The following is a 17872-nucleotide window of genomic DNA, read 5'->3' on the forward strand; positions in this document are numbered from 1 at the left end:
AACTTCGCTTCTGATCTGTCATGTGAACTGTAGCCTAGGGATTATGGTACAGTCCGTTTAAATAGCATGATTCTGATGCCCTGCACAGTTGTGCAGGGTATTTTTGCATCAAATAAAGTCTGCTTTGTCAGCAGAATCTAACTTTTACGTAGCAGGTGATCGTAGGCTGCTTTCGTGAATTTCAAAGTGAGGGAAAACATATTGCAGTTGGACGATAAAGATGAATTCACTTCGGAAGAAAATAAACAGCAAGGGATTTCTCTTTTTCCAGATCATGAGGAATTGATGATTACTAGAGTGGAGCAGGGACAGGGACGCAAGCGTGGAAGATACATCATTCATTTTGGTCCATACTCACTGTCTGTATTGGAAGATGTAATGATCAAGTACAACATGTTCAAAGGAACGTCATTCGTCAAAAAAGAACTAGAAGATATCGTTCTGGCAGATGAAAAACAACAGGCTTATGTACATGCGCTGCGCTATTTGGGGCAAAAGCCTCGTACACGTCAGGAAATTGCCCAGCGTTTAGCGCAAAAGGAAGTGGATCAGGCTGTTATTGATGAGATACTGGTACGATTGCAAAGGGAGAAGCTTGTAGATGATGATTTATACGCGCGTCAGTGGGCAAGACAGCGTATAACAAGCCAACGTAAGGGTAAGATGTGGATCAGGCAAGAACTTCGTCAGAAGGGCATCTCTAAAGCTTCTATCGGGGAAGCATTAGGTGAGATCACCGACAATGAGGAGTGGGAGAGTGCCTTGTCGGTTGGACGTAAGAAATGGAATCAGGTACGTGGTGATATAATGGATAAAAAAAGGAAAACATTCCCGTTTCTTATGAGACGCGGCTATTCAGGGGATATGACACGCCGTGTGGTCAATCATCTCAGTGCGGCCGAGCAAGACGGAGCATTCGAAGACGAAGAATTACTGCATTGGGAGGAATAAGTTGCAAAACGGTAGCTGAACCTTTGGCTAGATAAGCCGGTTATTATATGGACAGCTGCATGGTAGTCTACTAATGTTTGCATTCCCTTGACAATGCCATTTGTCAAATAATAAAATATATATGAAACGATATTTGTGGAGTGCCCTTTTTCCTTCCAAAAAAGCGGAATCCACAGTAAAGTTCTCATCGCCAAATAACAAGTGATGCCGCTATGCCAGGCGGAATTGTACGTGTGAAAGCATGTGCATATGAAATGAAGCGACCTTGTGTCGTTATCTTAGTTTGACGATCAAAGTAAATGTGACAATTTCAAAAAGTCCCAAGGAATGCCTTGGAGGAACCAACGGGGAGGTGAACAGTATGATGACTGCGATCTGGTTCGTTCTCGTTGCTGTAGCCGCGTTATTCTTTGGGTTCGGGATTGGTTATTTTATTCGCAAATCTATTGCAGAAGCTAAGATCTCCAGTGCGGAAGAGGCTGCCGCGCAAATCGTGGAGAACGCGAAAAAAGAGGCAGAAGCGCTGAAGAAGGAAACGGTATTGGAAGCGAAAGATGAAATTCACCGCATCCGTGCCGAAGCTGAAAAAGAAACTCGTGAACGTCGTAATGAAATTCAACGACAGGAACGAAGATTGCTGCAAAAAGAAGAATCGCTGGATAAAAAATTGGAATCGCTGGAACGCAAAGAAGAACAAGTGGCCAACAAAGAGAAACGAATCGATGAAACCCAGCAGCAAATTGATTTGATTTACAAGAGCCAGGTAACTGAGTTGGAGCGTATTTCTAATCTTACGATGGAGGATGCAAGAAGTATTATTCTGACCAACGTAGAGCAGGAAGTTCGTCATGAAACAGCTCAGATGATTAAGGAAATTGAACAGCAGGCCAAAGAAGAAGCGGATAAAAAGTCTCGTGAAATCATCACACTGGCCATCCAACGCTGTGCGGCAGATCATGTAGCAGAAACGACGGTTTCTGTTGTGACATTGCCGAATGAAGAAATGAAAGGCCGGATTATCGGACGCGAAGGCCGCAATATCCGTGCACTTGAAACCCTTACAGGAATCGACCTCATTATTGATGATACGCCGGAAGCTGTTATATTGTCCGGATTTGATCCGATTCGTAGAGAGATTGCGCGTACTGCACTCGAGAAGCTCGTAGCGGACGGACGGATACATCCGGCTCGTATTGAAGAGATGGTGGAAAAATCCCGTAAAGAGGTGGACGAACGAATCCGTGAGTATGGTGAACAGGCCACCTTTGAAGTGGGTGTGCATAGCTTGCATCCGGATTTAATCAAGATCTTGGGACGTCTCAAGTTCCGTACGAGTTATGGACAGAACGTATTGAAGCACTCGATGGAAGTTGCATACTTGACAGGTCTGATGGCCGGGGAACTGGGCGAGGACGTTGTACTGGCAAGACGAGCAGGCTTGCTGCATGACATCGGGAAGGCGCTGGATCACGAAGTGGAAGGATCACACGTTGAAATTGGCGTGGAGCTGGCGAAGAAGTACAAGGAACACCCGGTCGTTATCAACAGCATTGCTTCACATCACGGCGACTGCGAAGCGACTTCAGTGATCGCCATGCTGGTTGGAGCGGCAGATGCCCTGTCAGCAGCAAGACCAGGAGCACGGCGTGAAACGCTAGAGACGTACATCCGTCGTCTTGAGAAGCTCGAACGCATCTCCGAATCTTTTGAAGGCGTTGAAAAATCATACGCAATTCAAGCTGGACGTGAGGTTCGTGTCATGGTACAGCCAGAGAAAATTGATGATGCGGAAGCATTCCGACTGGCTCGCGATATTACGAAAACGATTGAGAATGAACTGGATTATCCAGGACATATTAAGGTTACCGTTATTCGCGAGACTCGTGCGGTAGAATACGCAAAATAAAAGCATTTCAATGAAAAGTGGCCGCTGCTTGTAGGGCCACTTTTCATTATGTAAGGCAGACTAGGGAGGGTTTTCTATCAACGTATTATTTATTGGAGACATCGTCGGCAGTGTAGGTAGAAAGGCACTGAGGGAGAATCTCCCTTTGCTAAAATCAAAATACAACCCGCATGTTATTATCGTGAACGGAGAAAATGCAGCTTCGGGAAGAGGGATTACTCAAGCCATCGCCAGAGAATTTTTTGATTGGGGCGTTCATGGGATTACGATGGGGAATCATACATGGGACAATAAGGAAATATTTGATTTTATAGATGATGAGCCGCGGATCATCCGTCCCGCTAACTTTCCACCAGGTACACCAGGCCGGGGTTATACTGTGGTAAAAGGTGGGGGGAAGGAACTAGCCATTGTTAATCTGCAAGGTAGAACCTTCTTGCCGGCTATTGACTGTCCATTTCGTGCAGCGGATGACATTGTAGACGAGCTCCGCAAAAAGCATAAACATATTCTAGTAGACTTTCACGCTGAAGCCACCTCCGAAAAAATTGCTATGGGTTGGCATCTGGATGGACGTGCATCCATCGTGGTAGGGACACATACACACGTACAAAGTAATGACGATACGATTTTGCCACAAGGAACTGCGTATCAGACAGATGCGGGAATGGTAGGTCCTTATGAGGGCGTGCTTGGTATGCAGAAAGAGGCTGTATTACAGAAATTTCAGACCCAGCTTCCGGTACGCTTTCAAGTGGACATGGGTAAATGGCACTTTCATGCCATCAGTGTAGAGCTCAATGATCACGATGGAAAAGCCCGCAAAATTGAGAAAATCAGGCTTAAAGAAGACGAATGGCGGATGGATTAACTTTGTTGTGAGCTACTTAAGGAAAGAATAAGGAAAACTGTCACCAAAAAGCAGGAATTTTTTGCTGACCCTCGAATAACATCTAATAGTGGAATCAAACCATCATCATTCCCAGGGGAGGTACTTACTATGGATGTATTAAAAGTATCAGCAAAATCCAATCCCAATTCAGTTGCAGGCGCACTCGCAGGAGTACTGCGTGAACGCGGAAATGCAGAATTACAGGCGATTGGAGCGGGTGCACTAAACCAAGCCATTAAAGCGGTAGCCATTGCCCGGGGATTTGTCGCACCAAGCGGAGTGGATTTGATTTGTATTCCTGCTTTTACAGACATTGTTATTGACGGAGAAGATCGGACTGCAATCAAATTGATTGTAGAACCAAGATAATAAATGGAAGTTGTCTGAGCCTGTTTACGTTTTGTAAACGGGCTTTTTTGCTTTGTGGTTTAGTTATTATGGTTTTCAAAATAAATTTGTGGGCTTTAATCCAATGGAGGTATGGTGCATGAATGATAAGTTTGAAGCGAATTGGCCAGTTGTTGACCTGCACTGTGATGTGTTATGTAAAATGCAGCTCGATTCGCAGGTGGATTTCAGTCATTCATCGCTTGATGTCACAAAAGAGCGTTTGCTAGAAGGCAACGTAAGATTGCAAACGTTCGCTATTTATATATCACAGGTATTGGGCACGCCAAGATTTGAGCATGTGGTTCGTCAAATTGAACTGTTCAGGCAGCATGTTACCTCTAGCTCAGGCGGGTTAAAACCTCTACTGTGGAGAGAGGACTTGGCAGCACTCAAAAATATGTCCGCTGTACGTCAAGTGGAGCAAGTACAGCATACAGGCGTAGAGAAGCAAGCAGGGAAGATGACGAATGGGTATGAGAGTGGGACGAATCGTACAGAGCCACCTTGGGCGTTACTCTCACTCGAAGGGGTAGATGCGCTGGAAGGAAATCCGTTTTATGCGGATGTATGCTATGCCATGGGAATACGATTGATCGGGCTGACGTGGAATTATGCAAATTGGGCTGCTGACGGTATTATGGAGCTTAGAGGAGGTGGCTTGACCCGCAAGGGACGTGATTTGGTTGATCGCTGTAATAGTATGGGACTGCTGCTAGATGTATCACACTTGTCCGTACAAGGCTTTTGGGAGGTGATGGAGGAGGCGGCCTTACCGCCCATCGCCTCGCATTCGAACGCCTTTGCGAAATGTGCTCATCCCCGCAACTTGCGAGATGAACAGATTCGGGCACTGATCGCCCGTAACGGACGAATTGGATTGACCTTTGTCACGATGTTTCTGAAAGAGCAGGGTACAGTGCACGCTGAGGACCTGCTACCGCACATTGATCACATTTGTTCATTAGGTGGCGAAAGACATTTGATGTTTGGCTCTGATTTTGATGGTATCGAGGCCCATGTGCGAGGACTGGAGCACGCGGGGAAATATCCGGCTTTTGCAGAACTACTGCTGAAGCATTACTCTGAGGAGCTGGTCAAGGGATGGCTGGGAGAACATGCACTGGACTATTTGCGAACGAATCTGCCATCTAAAATGTCTTCTTAAAATAGCTTAATATAGCAGTTGTTTTCGGTTGAGCATTTTCTTGACAAAGCGAGAACGATTACGAAATAATTGGAGCATCCGAGGATTGCATGGGGCTAAAATAACGCTTTCCGAAATTGGACATACGTAGGAGCGAGCCTGACAGCACCATGCTATACCGCCATACTAGAGGGGAGCTCCGTCACATCATGTTGATAAAAAAGGTTACCTGGCTTGAACTCTTTTATGATTTATTGTTTGTAGCAGCTGTGTCCAAGGCGACTCATGTTTTACTACATGTTGAGCATGGCAGTGCTGGTTGGCATAATTTAGAGAAGTTTATTTTGATTTTTATTCCGATCTGGTGGGCATGGGTGGGGCAAACTGTCTATAACAATCGTTTTGGTCAAGACAGTATAACGCATCGAATTTTTATGATTTTGCAATTATTTTTTGTATTAATCATGACTGCCAGCTTGAATGTAGATTTTGATGCGTACTATGCATCTTTTTTTGTTGGCTATATTGGTTTAAGAGGTTTGACTGTCGTTCAATATCTACTTACGGCCCCCAAAGAAACAGCTCATAAACAGGAAACAGCTCGTTTTTTTGGAACCTATCTTTGGGTTGGGATAGTCATCTCTAGCTGCTCCCTTTTCTTCGACTCGTGGGTTCGATATTTGATTTTATATACTGGCATTGCGGTGGATATCCTCGTTCCTTTGATCGGTCGTAAAAAGCTGGTGATCACACCTATCCATACAGAGCATCTTTTGGAGCGATTTGCACAGTTTACTTTAATCCTGCTTGGAGAATCAGTGATAAGTATACTTTCTGTTTTACAATCCGATCATTTCACAGTCTCCTCCATTGTATTTGCTGCTTTGACATTTGTGCTGGTCATTGCAATCTGGTGGCAATATTTTGAGAATATAGAGAAGCGCGTAGACAAATCAAAACAAACAGCAGGACAGACTATTATTTATGGTCATTTGTTTATTTATCTTTCTCTTAGCATGCTTGCGGCTTCCATACAGCTCTTATTTTTGGGGCAAGCAGCCTATACTTTTGTACTTTGCTTTACTTTTGCTTCTGTTTTTATTTATTTTTTGTCAGTCTTGCTGGTATTCCATCAGTACAGATTAAGTCACCTTAAACCTCGTCTCAGAGTCATTCTTTTCTTAACTGGAATTCTCTGTGTCCTGTTTATTCTGAATATATTTATTGTAGTTCCTCATCTCATCGTAGCTGCGATCATGCTTTTCTTTCTTCTGTTTGCTAAAATGACGGTTTGATCCAAGTTTTATAGGGACGATATGTATGGCTGGTTAGGGCGAAAAAGGGAACTTTATGTGCTATCCTTTTCTTTCTTGTCGAAATAGGAGTATAATAGCATAGATGTGTAAAGTATTGTATAGAGAAAAAGGAGTGACCACACGATGACTAAAATCGTACCTGTCGGCGTTTCCGCCCGTCATATTCACCTGACTCAAGAGCATATTGAAATTTTGTTCGGAGCAGGCTATCAATTGACTGAATTTAAACCTTTGTCCCAACCAGGACAATTTGCTGCAAATGAAACGGTAGCTGTAATTGGTCCTAAGGGCCAATTTGATAAGGTTCGCATTTTGGGACCTGCTCGTCCCGCTTCTCAACTGGAAATCTCTCGCACAGATTCCTTTGCTATTGGTGTAAAGGCACCTGTACGCGAATCCGGTAGCATTGATGGTACACCAGGAATTACAGTAAAAGGACCAGCTGGTGAAGTGGAACTGCAAGAGGGCGTTATTGTAGCAGCCCGTCATATTCATTTCCATACATCTGATGCAGCTAAGTGGGACATTAAAGACAAGCAGCTGCTGAAAGTACGTGTTGGTGGCGAACGTGGCCTTGTATTTGAAAATGTTATTGCACGTGTGTCCGATTCTTTTGCGTTGGATATGCATATTGACACGGATGAAGCGAACGGAGCCGGTGTGAAAAACGGTGACAACGCTGAAATCGTTGACTAATATACGTATTTGATCTGGAAGGTGTAAAAGTCCGACTCTTGCAAAAGAGTTGGGCTATTTTTATATGCACTAGAATAAACAAATATTTACCTATATACATAAAAACCTCAGCACATCACATGGCATCCGATTGGTATCCCGGGATGATCTATGGCTATGACCTATAAATCATGCTATAATTTAGTGTAATGCCTTTTTTAAAGGTTTTTGGAGCTTAAATAAAATAACAATGCCTAAAGATACAGCAAAATCACAAGTTAGCTCGTGAAATAGATGGTGTAAGGAGTGACCAGCGAATGGCTAAGGAAACAAAAGATTACTCCCAATATTTTGATTTCTCGGATGCGAAGATTATTTCTGAAGATGAGCATAGCAAAAAGATTCGCATTCGCGGACGTGAAATCAACATTATGGCGGAGCCAAACCATAGGAAAGAAAAGCAGCGTGGTAAAGAGGACGTACAGGTATTGTATGATAACGCAGTCCCGGACGAGCTAAAACATATCGGTGAGGGCAAGCATTATATCGTATATACATTCGGTTGCCAGATGAATGAGCATGATTCTGAAACCATCAAAGGCTTGCTGGAGCAAATGGGCTACCAGGCAACCGAGGATCGGAAGGAAGCAGATATCATTTTACTGAACACTTGCGCTATCCGTGAAAATGCAGAAGATAAAGTGTTTGGTGAGCTGGGTCACCTCAAGCATCTCAAAACAGAAAAGCCGGGACTGCTGCTCGGTGTGTGTGGCTGCATGTCGCAGGAAGAGAATGTTGTGAACCGGATTATGCAAAAACACGGTTTTGTTGATATGATCTTTGGTACCCATAATATTCATCGTTTGCCTCAGCTTGTCAAGGAAGCCCTCTTTAGCAAAGAAATGGTGGTTGAAGTGTGGTCCAAGGAGGGCGACATTATCGAAAACCTGCCGAAGAAGCGTGAGGGTATGCGGGCTTGGGTAAACATCATGTATGGCTGTGATAAGTTTTGCACTTATTGCATCGTTCCTTTCACACGTGGTAAGGAAAGAAGTCGTCGGCCAGAGGATGTTATTGCTGAGGTACGGGATTTGGCCCGTCAAGGATTTAAAGAGATTACCCTGCTGGGTCAGAATGTCAATGCCTATGGCAAGGATTTAAAAGATATGAATTACAGATTCGGGGATCTGATGGATGATATGCGCAAAATCAATATTCCGCGTGTACGTTTTACGACCTCACATCCGCGTGATTTTGACGACCATTTGGTTGAAGTGCTTGGTAAGGGCGGCAATCTGGTGGAGCATATTCATCTGCCTGTACAATCCGGTAATACGGATATATTGAAGAAAATGAACCGAAAATATACTCGTGAGCGTGTTTTGGAGCTGGCAGCGAAGATAAAAGCGGCTGTTCCGCATGTTTCTCTGACAACAGATATTATCGTAGGTTTCCCGGGTGAAACAGACGAACAGTTCGAAGATACACTATCTCTGGTGCGTGAAGTGGGCTATGACTTTGCCTACACATTTATTTATTCACCACGTGAAGGCACGCCAGCGGCTTCGATGGAAGATAATGTGCCTATGTCGGTCAAAAAAGAGCGTCTCCGGCGTCTGAACATTGCTGTGAATCAAAACAGCCTACGCTTTAATAGTCGATTGCGTGGTGAGGTGGTTGAAGTGCTGGTGGAAGGCGAGAGTAAAAATGACAGCAAAGTGCTTGCTGGTCGGACTCGTTCCAATAAGCTGGTTCATTTTGAAGGTTCTAAGGACCTGATTGGTTCCTTTGTCCAAGTAAAAATTACAGAGCCTATGACCTTCTACATTAAAGGTGACTTGGTTCAAACGCCAGTAGCGGTTAACGGATAAAAAGAATAGTCTAGCGGCCTGCATGCGGTCTGATTAAAGGGCTGCATGTAAGACCATCTAAGTGAAAAAAAGGAGCGATGGACAATGACAGAGGAGCGGTTGCAACAAACAGAACTTCAATCGGCGGCGCGCCAACATGATCATTTGGTCAATCGCGACATGATATTGGCAAAGACCAAAGAGTTGGCGGGAATTCTGGGCAGCAGTGAGGAAGTGCAGGTATTCCGAAAAGCAGAAGAAAAGATTCAGGATCATGAGCGTATCCAGCAGCTGATTGCAACGATGAAGAAGAAGCAAAAGGAAATTGTAGCATTTGAATCTTTAAAGAACCAAAAAATGATTGCCAAAATCGAGGCTGAACTTCAGGAGCTACAGGAAGAGCTTGACGGTATTCCAATTGTAACGGAGTTTCAGCAGAGCCAGGTGGAAATTAATGAGCTGCTGCAAATGGTGATTACGGCCATCCGTGATACGGTTGCTGAAAAGGTGAACGTTGAAGAGGGAAAGATTACTTCCTCCTCGAATTGCAGTGACTAGAATAAGATTTATGGTGTGGAGGCTTAGCTTCCACGCCTTTTTTTCGGAAGCAATTACTCATTGTAAATGTTCATGAGGCACTAAGAGAATTGCGACATCATAAAGGGATGGAAGCGAGGAATGGATAAGTTGCGTAAGATGTTAGAAGGTGAAGAAAATACTTTTTGGGAGTACTTAGGATGTGAGCTGATTACAGCTGATGCTAACGAGGCACATATCGCTTTGGAGGCCAAACAACACCATACCAATGTGATGGGGATTGTACATGGTGGGGTGCTCACAACTTTGATGGATCAGGCGATGGGGATGGTCAGTATGGCTTCACGAAATATGGATTCATGTGTAACAACGAATCTGAACGTTCATTTCTTGTCAGCCATGAGACAAGGACGGCTGGAGGTTAAGGCACGGATTGTTCATCAGGCAGGCCGCACCATAACCACTCAGGCAGAAGTGAGGGATAGTGAAGGTACGCTCGGTTGTACAGCTACAGCAACCTTCCGAGTATTGCGTCAACAAGCAAGTGATTCAGGCAAGGCCTGACGCTTGACAAAATTTTTTATTATGTCATAATGAATTTATCAAAACGATATAATATGGTGATGCCAATGGATAGCAATCGTATAAACGAAGAGGCGCAGAAGGCGTCTTATAACATTAAGAAATACCGTACCCCGGATGGTGCTCCGGCGGATATCGTAATGTTTACTTTAACGAAGCGTGAGCGCAAGACGGTAACAAAAACATTGCCGATTCGTGAGCTGAAAGTAATGCTCATCAAGCGCCGTAGTTGGCCGTTTGCGGGACGCTGGGCGTTGCCTGGAGGGTTTTGTCAAGAAGATGAATCCATATATGGAGCGGCCAAGCGGGAACTGTTAGAGGAAACGGGTGTAGATGGCGGGCATCTGGAGTATTTGGGCGTATATAGTGGACCAGGTCGTGATCCGCGTGGGTGGATTATATCGCATGCGTTTTTTGCACTGGTAGAGGAATGGATGCTAGAGCAGCGTCAGGCGGCTGATGATGCTTCTGAGGTTGGGTTATTTACGATCAGAGAAGCGTTGGAGGAATTGGAGCTGGCGTTCGATCACCGGGATATCATAGTTGATGCTTATCGCAAAATTCAGTTGCAGATGCTTCAGACAACGATAGCCAAGCAGTTTTTACCGCCACATTTTACACTGGGTGAATTGTATCAGGTGATTCAGAGCGTCGTACCGGATTTCGAAGAGCCGAATTTTATTCGCAAAATAACATCGACTCGTAGCAGACAGGGAATACTGGAAGAGGTGCGAGATGAGAATGGCAAACCGCTCAGTTCCAATCAGTATTCACAAAGACCGGCCCAGTTGTATCGCTTTAGTGATAGAGTACCGCGTTTATCTATCTATACGTAACTTTTATTGGAATAGGTCACGCATAGAGCGTACAACCTCACTTTGATGATAAGGAGCTGACTGTACGATGAAGGCACTGATTGTTATTGATTACACGAAAGATTTTGTGGACGGTAGTCTGCCTGTGGGGCAACCCGCAATTGAGCTAGATGAACGGATCACAGCTATTACGCAGGCCTACGTGGATCAAGGGGACTTTGTTGTCATGGCTGTGGATTTACATGAGGAGAACGACCTCTATCACCCGGAGAGTAAGCTGTTTTCTCCACATAATATACGTGGAACCAACGGACGACAATTGTATGGTAAACTCCATAGCCTTTATAAGCAACAAAGTGATCGTATCTATTGGTTGGATAAAACACGGTACAGTGCTTTTGCTGGTACGGATCTGGAACTCAGGTTGCGCGAACGCGGGATTCTGGAAGTTCATTTGATTGGTGTGTGTACAGATATATGTGTGCTGCATACAGCTGTAGATGCTTACAACAAAGGTTTTGCTATTACCGTATACAAGGACGCTGTGGCGAGCTTTAATCAGGCGGGACATGATTGGGCTTTGGGCCATTTTGAGGGAAGTCTTGGAGCCACGGTGCGGTCGGCTGAAGATACGCTTTTGCTCCAGAAGAAGTAAAATAACTGAACGATTGTGCACCAATGTCCGATAACAAATTAGAGCCGGATATTGCTGAATCTGGGCAGATAAGACGGTATGCCGTCACCAATCCAGGGACAGTCAGAGAGGATGATACGATGAAGTCAACGAGCCTCGCATTACATACAGATAAATATCAGATTAATATGATGTACGCCCACTGGGTGAACGGAAGTCACCAACGTAAAGCTGTGTTCGAGGCGTATTTTCGTAAGCTTCCTTTTGGCAATGGATATGCCGTGTTTGCTGGTCTGGAACGCATTGTGAATTACATTTCAAACTTGCGGTTTGCAGAAGAGGACATTCGCTATCTGTCAGAGCAGGAGGAAAAGTACGATCCCATGTTCATGGAGGCATTGCGCCAGTTTAAGTTTAGCGGAACGGTCCACTCGATGAAGGAAGGAGCGCTTGTTTTTCCGAATGAGCCTCTGGTACGTGTTGAAGGAACCATTATGGAAACGCAGCTTGTCGAGACGGCATTGTTGAATTTTATGAATTACCAGACACTCATTGCGACAAAAGCATCACGTATCAAACAGGTGGCAAGTGACGATACACTGCTCGAATTTGGCACACGACGTGCGCAGGAGGCAGATGCAGCTATTTGGGGAGCACGTGCTGCTTATGTTGCAGGTTTCGATGCGACTTCTAATATGCTGGCAGGCGAACACTTTGGGATTCCGACAAAAGGGACACATGCCCATTCATGGGTACAAACCTTTATGACGGAGCAAGAGGCGTTCGACGTGTATGCGAAGGTTTTGCCAGATCAGGTTACGCTACTGGTAGATACCTTTGACACGCTGGAGAGCGGTGTTCCCCATGCGATTCGGACAGCAAAGATGCTGGAGAGTCAAGGCAAGCGTATGAATGCCATCCGTTTGGATAGCGGTGATTTGGCTTATCTATCTATTCAGGCACGGGAAATGCTGGATGCTGAAGGTTTGGATTACGTACAAATTGTAGCTTCCAACGATTTGGATGAAAATACGATTTTCAATCTAAAAGCCCAAGGTGCACGTATTGATGTGTGGGGTGTAGGAACACAGCTGATTACAGCTTCAGATCAACCTTCACTGGGCGGAGTGTACAAGCTGGTTGAGCGGGAAGTGGACGGTGAAATGTTGCCGACGATTAAGATCTCGGGTAACCCGGAAAAAGTATCTACACCAGGTAAAAAGGATGTATACCGCATTGTGGATAAGAAGAAAGGGAGAGCTGTAGCTGATTACATTTCTTTCCCGGATGAAGAACGTCCGCGTAATGGTAAGCGCCTGAAGCTGTTTAACCCTTTGCATCCATATATGAAGAAGTATGTAGAAAATTACGAAGCTGTACCGATGCTTGAACCTATTTTTGTAAATGGGCAGAAGGTATACGAGCTTCCTGAACTGGATGAAATTCGTGCCTATCATGCATCACAGTTGAAACTGTTTTGGCCAGAATATTTGCGGAAGCTGAACCCTGAAATTTATCGCGTAAATCTTAGTGAGAAGGTATGGGAGCTGAAGCAAAAGCTGATTGACAGCTACATGCAGCCCGAAGTTGAAGAAAAGGAATAATGTGAAGAGGCACCTCATCTATGTATGGGGTGCCTTTTTTGTATCTGCATGTGTAAATAGGAGCTTATTTATAAATTTCTCTCATTACATGACGCAGCTCAGGGACAATAATGCGTTCCATTGCCAAACGAACGGCTCCGCGGGAGCCAGGCATAGAAAACACAGCTGTCTGGCCCACAGTGCCCGCTACAGCCCGGCTTAATATAGCTGCTGATCCAATGTCCTCAGCAAAGCTTAAGTAACGGAAGATTTCTCCAAACCCAGGTAGTTCCTTATCCAGTAGAGAGGAGACGGCTTCATACGTAGTATCACGCGGAGAGATGCCAGTACCACCTGTTAAAAGTACAGCCTCGATGTCCTCATGTGCCGCAGCTTCGGCTACCAACTGCCGGATTCCTTCATAGTCGTCCTTGACGATAACATATCGAACAACCTTGTACCCATTCGTTTCTAGTAGTTCCTTGAGCAGTCGTCCCCCAGTATCGGTTTCCATGGTACGTGTATCCGAGACGGTCACGACCATGCAGTTAACCTGTTGCGGAGATTCCTGTCGGTGCTCCTCTACAGATGTTATATTCATTACAATGTTCACTCCTTGATCAGTGGTTAAGCATACTCTTTTTTTACAATAGAGGAATGACAGACTGGATGCAAGTCAGAAACGAAGGCTAAAAAGTTATGTGATTAATATCCTTGCGCTTACACCTTGGAATATAGTACACTTCCTTACATAAGTCGGGATTTTCTGGGTTTATTTTGTTGAAAGCGCGAACATAAAATGATTAATTTCAAGGTTCAGCGGGTAATAGTACAGCAGGATCAACAACTGGGAGGTAATGTATTATGAATCATTCATACCAAAAATGCGTGGATGCTTGCCTGGAATGTATGAACGCTTGCAATGTATGCTATGTAGCAAGTTTGAAGGAATATGATCTAGCTATGCTGCGTGAATGTATTCGAGTGAGTAGGGAATGCGCAGAGATATGTGGGTTTGCTTCTCAAATGTTGCAGCGCGGAACGGATTTTGCCGAGGAAATCTGTGAGCTATGTGCCAAAGCCTGTGAGGTATGTGCTGCTGAATGCAGCAAGCATTCCCATAATCATTGCAAACATTGTGCAGAAGCCTGCCGTCATTGTGTTGAGGCCTGTCGCCAATTGGTGGCAGTGTAATTACATATACAGAACTAGTCCCTGAAGAGGGAATAAAAGGTTGCTTTCTACTAAATAGGTTTGTATAATGGTGGGAATTAACGTCAAGGAACGGGAGAGTAGCAACGGAACCGTATCATTACAGCGAGCCGGAAAAGGTGGAAGCCGGTATGAAATCCGATGTGAAGCGCACCCGGGAGACGGTTGATCCAACGATAAGAGCTTCTAGTAGATCAGCCCGGCAGACACCGTTATTTGTCAATGGAGTGAAATCGCGATTTTGTGTAAGCTAGCTTTAGCTATACAACCGATTTACGAAGAGTGGTACCGCGGGATATCGAAGTTCTCGTCTCTTGATTATATCAAGAGGCGAGGGCTTTTTTTGTTAGATCTTATAAAAAGAAGGAGAGAGGAACATGTTGTTGATGATTGCTACCCAAGCTATTGTAGCTCATACGGGCTTGGAGGAGAAAGAAGTTTTATCTTTATTCGAGGTGCCTCCGCAGCCTGAATGGGGAGATGTGGCGTTTCCCTGTTTTGCGCTGGCTAAAAAATTTCGAAAGTCTCCACAGCATATTGCAATGGAATTGGCAGAGCTAGTAAGCCATGAAGCGGGTCTAACTGCTTCAGCATCGGGTGCCTATGTAAATATTACATTGGATCGATCTGTTCATATTCCACCGATGCTTGCTGAATTGAGCAAGGCTGAGTTTCTCAAGCCCAATACCGGATATGGACAGCGAGTAGTGATTGATATGTCTTCGCCCAATATTGCCAAACCATTTGGTATCGGTCATCTTCGCTCTACTGTTATTGGTGCCGCCTTGTATCGCATACTTGGTGAAACCGGATATGTGCCGATTAGTGTGAATCATCTAGGGGATTGGGGGACACAATTTGGCAAGCAAATTGCGGCCTATAAAAGATGGGGCAATGAGGAGCAGCTACAACATGATCCGATCGGGGAATCGTTGAAGCTATATGTCCGTTTTCATCAGGAGGCCGAGCATGATCCGTCTTTGGAGGAGGAAGGCCGCGAGTGGTTCCGACGTTTGGAGCAGGGGGATACTGAGGCTCAACAGCTGTGGGAGTTTTTTGTTGAAGTCAGTCTGAGTGAATTTGACCGTATGTACCAACGTCTTAACATTTCGTTTGACCATGTGTTGGGGGAAAGTTTTTACAATGATAAGATGCAGGCAGTTGTTGCCCAATTAAGAGCAAAAGGACTGCTGGAAGAAAGTGATGGAGCACTTGTGGTTCGTCTGGAAGACGAGCAACTGCCGCCGTGTCTAATTTTGAAAAAAGATGGTACTACCATTTATCCCACCCGTGATCTGGCAACAGCGATTTATCGTCATGAAGTGATGAAGGCTGATCGCCTGCTGTACGTCGTTGGCGGGGAACAGAAGTTACATTTCCAACAGGTATTTGCGGTGCTGAAGCATGCAGGGGAGATATGGGCCGAGCAATGTGAGCATGTACCGTTTGGTTTAATGCGGTTTGCAGGCAAAAAAATGTCCACAAGACGCGGCAAGGTGGTGAAACTGGAGGAAGTGCTGGATGAAGCTGTAGCGCGTGCTCAAGCCATCATTACGGAGAAAAATCCCAATTTGCTGGAGCAACAGGCAATAGCTGAAGACGTTGGCATCGGAGCGATTATTTTTGGCGATTTAAAAAATAACCGTCTGAATGAAGTGGATTTTTCGTTAGAGGAGGCACTGACCTTTGAAGGTGAGACTGGCCCTTATGTGCAGTATACTCATGCGCGCATACGCAGTCTTTTGGAGAAAGCTCGCGCCCGCTCTGATGTTGATTCTAATTCCAGTGACAACGTCCTTGCCCAAGACGGGCATTCTCCTGATTTGAATATCGTTTCGGATGAAATGCTGGGTGACGCAGGATGGGCGCTGCTTAAGCAGTTGGATCGCTATCACGGACAGCTAATACGTGCTGCTAGGCAACTGGAACCTTCAGTTATTGCGAGATTTGCATTAGATACAGCACAAGCGTTCAACCGTTTTTATGCTAAGGAAAGGATTGTCGATGGTGGACAATGGCGCATTCAGTTGGCGGAACAGACTGCGGATATGCTGGCAAGTACACTGCGACTTCTTGGACTGAAAGCCCCTAACCGGATGTAAGCTACCACAAGTGGGTATTTTTGTTAGGTACACTGCTGCTTTTGCTAGCTAAATTACTGCGAGTCAGCTCTTTTTCTCTAAAAGGTGCTACAAAAGGAAAACTGTCATAGACACTTTTGGATTTGCATGGAGATGGTGAGCAGAAAAGAGCAAGACGGGTTACACTATTCGCATGGTATTCCATTGTTTTGCAACCAATTTGTGCATATTTGAAACATTTGATGGTTTTATTGCGTCCGTAAGTATAGAAGCAAAGTAAACATGGAGGTGTATCTCATGATTAAAAATAAAAGCGTGGCAGCTGCGCTGCTTGTCGTCTGTTCATTGGCTGTGGCTACGTCGGCTTCTGCTTTTCGTGATATAAAGGGAGCTGAGCAGGAGAAGATCGTAAGTTCACTTCAGGACAAAGGAATTATTCAAGGGATAACCAAGGATAAATTTGCACCAGATCAAACACTCACGTATGCACAAGGAGTACACTTGGTTGTTCGTGCGATGGATCTTCAGGTTATGCCTGATTTCACAACGGGCTCCTTTGCAAACATTCCGGCTTCCGCATGGTATGCCGATTCCTACCGGATTGCAGTCCAGCACCAAATCCCTCTGTCACCGGATATTGATCCGAGCACCCGTATGACAAGGGAACAATTCGCGAATATTCTGTATAAAGCAGTGAGTGCAACAGGTGAATATCCTACGGTCCGTATGTTCATTAATGTAGCAGATGGCAAAAAATTAGACCAAAACTCGAACGAAGCAGTGCAATTTCTCCTGTTGACCAAAATTGCAAAATTGGACGAGGAGAGCAACTTTAACCCGGATCGTAAAGTAACACGGATGGAGGCAGCAGAAATGGTCTACCATGCATCCGAGTTTGTACAAAGTCATAAACCGGTGCAAGCCACTCCGGAAAATCCAGCTGAGCCTGTAGATCCGGTCCAACAAACCAATATTAGTATGAACATAGAGAAGGCGAATGATCAGCAGAACAAAGTGACCATCACCCGTCTGCAGGCACCTAACCCAGGATACGGCATTGAAGTGGATCACATCGACTACGTAGATGATACGAATGCAGTCATTTACTACAAGCTGACTAGTCCAAAACCGGGGGAAATGAATATTCAAGTCATTACGGATACCCACACCAGTACATTGGTAGACAGTAAGTATAAGGTTACGCTCAAAGCAGTCGATGGAACTGTGCTTCCGCCCACGGGAACAGGCACGTCTGTAGCTAAATAAAACTTTAAGCCATATGTCAATATATAAAATAAAGCCAG

General features: G+C 44.9%; 17 protein-coding genes and 1 other annotated feature. Of the genes, 16 read left to right on the plus strand and 1 reads right to left on the minus strand.

Annotated features, from left to right (window positions below):
- The first annotated feature begins 201 nt into the window (after positions 1 to 201).
- The 13 genes from PPM_RS10250 to PPM_RS10310 all read left to right on the plus strand — a co-directional run bounded on the left by PPM_RS10250 (position 202) and on the right by PPM_RS10310 (position 13296).
- Positions 202 to 951, plus strand: coding sequence for a regulatory protein RecX (locus PPM_RS10250; RefSeq protein WP_013370754.1), 750 nt, complete (start codon positions 202 to 204; stop codon positions 949 to 951).
- 361 nt (positions 952 to 1312) lie between these two features.
- The gene (rny, locus tag PPM_RS10255; protein ID WP_013309958.1) at positions 1313 to 2857 is read left to right on the plus strand and encodes a ribonuclease Y; all 1545 of its coding nucleotides are present in this window, start codon (positions 1313 to 1315) and stop codon (positions 2855 to 2857) included.
- Between the two features lie 76 nt (positions 2858 to 2933).
- Positions 2934 to 3728: a TIGR00282 family metallophosphoesterase gene (locus PPM_RS10260; protein ID WP_043885929.1), complete on the plus strand. Its 795-nt coding sequence runs from the start codon at positions 2934 to 2936 to the stop codon at positions 3726 to 3728.
- A 129-nt stretch (positions 3729 to 3857) separates the two neighbouring features.
- Complete coding sequence (locus PPM_RS10265; RefSeq protein ID WP_007430104.1) at positions 3858 to 4118, plus strand: stage V sporulation protein S; 261 nt, start codon at positions 3858 to 3860, stop codon at positions 4116 to 4118.
- 118 nt (positions 4119 to 4236) lie between these two features.
- Positions 4237 to 5304, plus strand: coding sequence for a dipeptidase (locus PPM_RS10270; protein ID WP_013370756.1), 1068 nt, complete (start codon positions 4237 to 4239; stop codon positions 5302 to 5304).
- Positions 5305 to 5492: 188 nt separating this feature from the next.
- Positions 5493 to 6578 carry a low temperature requirement protein A gene (locus tag PPM_RS10275; protein ID WP_013370757.1) on the plus strand — a complete coding sequence of 362 codons (1086 nt, stop codon included), beginning with the start codon at positions 5493 to 5495 and terminating at the stop codon, positions 6576 to 6578.
- A gap of 144 nt (positions 6579 to 6722) precedes the next feature.
- Entirely contained in the window at positions 6723 to 7295 is a 573-nt protein-coding gene (pduL, locus tag PPM_RS10280; RefSeq protein WP_013370759.1) for a phosphate propanoyltransferase, read from the plus strand.
- 296 nt (positions 7296 to 7591) lie between these two features.
- Positions 7592 to 9145, plus strand: coding sequence for a tRNA (N6-isopentenyl adenosine(37)-C2)-methylthiotransferase MiaB (gene miaB, locus PPM_RS10285; RefSeq protein WP_013370760.1), 1554 nt, complete (start codon positions 7592 to 7594; stop codon positions 9143 to 9145).
- Between the two features lie 84 nt (positions 9146 to 9229).
- Positions 9230 to 9682, plus strand: a complete 453-nt coding sequence (locus tag PPM_RS10290; protein ID WP_013370761.1) for a RicAFT regulatory complex protein RicA family protein — start codon at positions 9230 to 9232, stop codon at positions 9680 to 9682.
- Positions 9683 to 9802: 120 nt separating this feature from the next.
- Positions 9803 to 10225, plus strand: coding sequence for a PaaI family thioesterase (locus tag PPM_RS10295; RefSeq protein ID WP_013370762.1), 423 nt, complete (start codon positions 9803 to 9805; stop codon positions 10223 to 10225).
- A gap of 65 nt (positions 10226 to 10290) precedes the next feature.
- Complete coding sequence (locus tag PPM_RS10300; RefSeq protein WP_013370763.1) at positions 10291 to 11079, plus strand: NUDIX domain-containing protein; 789 nt, start codon at positions 10291 to 10293, stop codon at positions 11077 to 11079.
- 67 nt (positions 11080 to 11146) lie between these two features.
- Positions 11147 to 11713: a cysteine hydrolase family protein gene (locus PPM_RS10305; protein ID WP_013370764.1), complete on the plus strand. Its 567-nt coding sequence runs from the start codon at positions 11147 to 11149 to the stop codon at positions 11711 to 11713.
- A gap of 119 nt (positions 11714 to 11832) precedes the next feature.
- Positions 11833 to 13296: a nicotinate phosphoribosyltransferase gene (locus PPM_RS10310; RefSeq protein WP_013370765.1), complete on the plus strand. Its 1464-nt coding sequence runs from the start codon at positions 11833 to 11835 to the stop codon at positions 13294 to 13296.
- A gap of 64 nt (positions 13297 to 13360) precedes the next feature.
- On the opposite strand, the gene PPM_RS10315 is transcribed toward PPM_RS10310, so the two are convergent.
- A complete protein-coding gene (locus PPM_RS10315; protein ID WP_013370766.1) occupies positions 13361 to 13876 on the minus strand; it encodes a MogA/MoaB family molybdenum cofactor biosynthesis protein in 516 nt (171 codons plus the stop codon).
- A 263-nt stretch (positions 13877 to 14139) separates the two neighbouring features.
- Here PPM_RS10315 and PPM_RS10320 point away from each other — a divergent pair, with 263 nt between their 5' ends.
- The 3 genes from PPM_RS10320 (at position 14140) to PPM_RS10330 (ending at position 17834) form a co-directional block, all read left to right on the plus strand.
- Positions 14140 to 14469 (plus strand): four-helix bundle copper-binding protein, encoded by a 330-nt coding sequence (locus PPM_RS10320; RefSeq protein WP_013370767.1) that lies wholly within the window; start codon positions 14140 to 14142, stop codon positions 14467 to 14469.
- 77 nt (positions 14470 to 14546) lie between these two features.
- Positions 14547 to 14805: a binding site (T-box leader), on the plus strand.
- A gap of 59 nt (positions 14806 to 14864) precedes the next feature.
- Complete coding sequence (argS, locus tag PPM_RS10325) at positions 14865 to 16589, plus strand: arginine--tRNA ligase (protein ID WP_013370768.1); 1725 nt, start codon at positions 14865 to 14867, stop codon at positions 16587 to 16589.
- A 276-nt stretch (positions 16590 to 16865) separates the two neighbouring features.
- The gene (locus PPM_RS10330; RefSeq protein ID WP_013370769.1) at positions 16866 to 17834 is read left to right on the plus strand and encodes an S-layer homology domain-containing protein; all 969 of its coding nucleotides are present in this window, start codon (positions 16866 to 16868) and stop codon (positions 17832 to 17834) included.
- The last annotated feature ends 38 nt before the right edge of the window (positions 17835 to 17872 follow it).

Source organism: Paenibacillus polymyxa M1, from assembly GCF_000237325.1.
Classification (GTDB): Bacteria; Bacillota; Bacilli; order Paenibacillales; family Paenibacillaceae; genus Paenibacillus; species Paenibacillus polymyxa_C.

Coding starts and splice junctions, on each gene's coding strand:
- PPM_RS10310 (WP_013370765.1), top strand. CDS start 11,833: ATGAAGTCAACGAGCCTCGCATTACATACAGATAAATATCAGATTAAT.
- PPM_RS10295 (WP_013370762.1), top strand. CDS start 9,803: ATGGATAAGTTGCGTAAGATGTTAGAAGGTGAAGAAAATACTTTTTGG.
- miaB (WP_013370760.1), top strand. CDS start 7,592: ATGGCTAAGGAAACAAAAGATTACTCCCAATATTTTGATTTCTCGGAT.
- PPM_RS10315 (WP_013370766.1), bottom strand. CDS start 13,876: ATGAATATAACATCTGTAGAGGAGCACCGACAGGAATCTCCGCAACAG.
- rny (WP_013309958.1), top strand. CDS start 1,313: ATGATGACTGCGATCTGGTTCGTTCTCGTTGCTGTAGCCGCGTTATTC.
- PPM_RS10330 (WP_013370769.1), top strand. CDS start 16,866: ATGATTAAAAATAAAAGCGTGGCAGCTGCGCTGCTTGTCGTCTGTTCA.
- PPM_RS10290 (WP_013370761.1), top strand. CDS start 9,230: ATGACAGAGGAGCGGTTGCAACAAACAGAACTTCAATCGGCGGCGCGC.
- PPM_RS10320 (WP_013370767.1), top strand. CDS start 14,140: ATGAATCATTCATACCAAAAATGCGTGGATGCTTGCCTGGAATGTATG.
- pduL (WP_013370759.1), top strand. CDS start 6,723: ATGACTAAAATCGTACCTGTCGGCGTTTCCGCCCGTCATATTCACCTG.
- PPM_RS10270 (WP_013370756.1), top strand. CDS start 4,237: ATGAATGATAAGTTTGAAGCGAATTGGCCAGTTGTTGACCTGCACTGT.
- PPM_RS10275 (WP_013370757.1), top strand. CDS start 5,493: ATGTTGATAAAAAAGGTTACCTGGCTTGAACTCTTTTATGATTTATTG.
- PPM_RS10305 (WP_013370764.1), top strand. CDS start 11,147: ATGAAGGCACTGATTGTTATTGATTACACGAAAGATTTTGTGGACGGT.
- PPM_RS10300 (WP_013370763.1), top strand. CDS start 10,291: ATGGATAGCAATCGTATAAACGAAGAGGCGCAGAAGGCGTCTTATAAC.
- PPM_RS10265 (WP_007430104.1), top strand. CDS start 3,858: ATGGATGTATTAAAAGTATCAGCAAAATCCAATCCCAATTCAGTTGCA.
- argS (WP_013370768.1), top strand. CDS start 14,865: ATGTTGTTGATGATTGCTACCCAAGCTATTGTAGCTCATACGGGCTTG.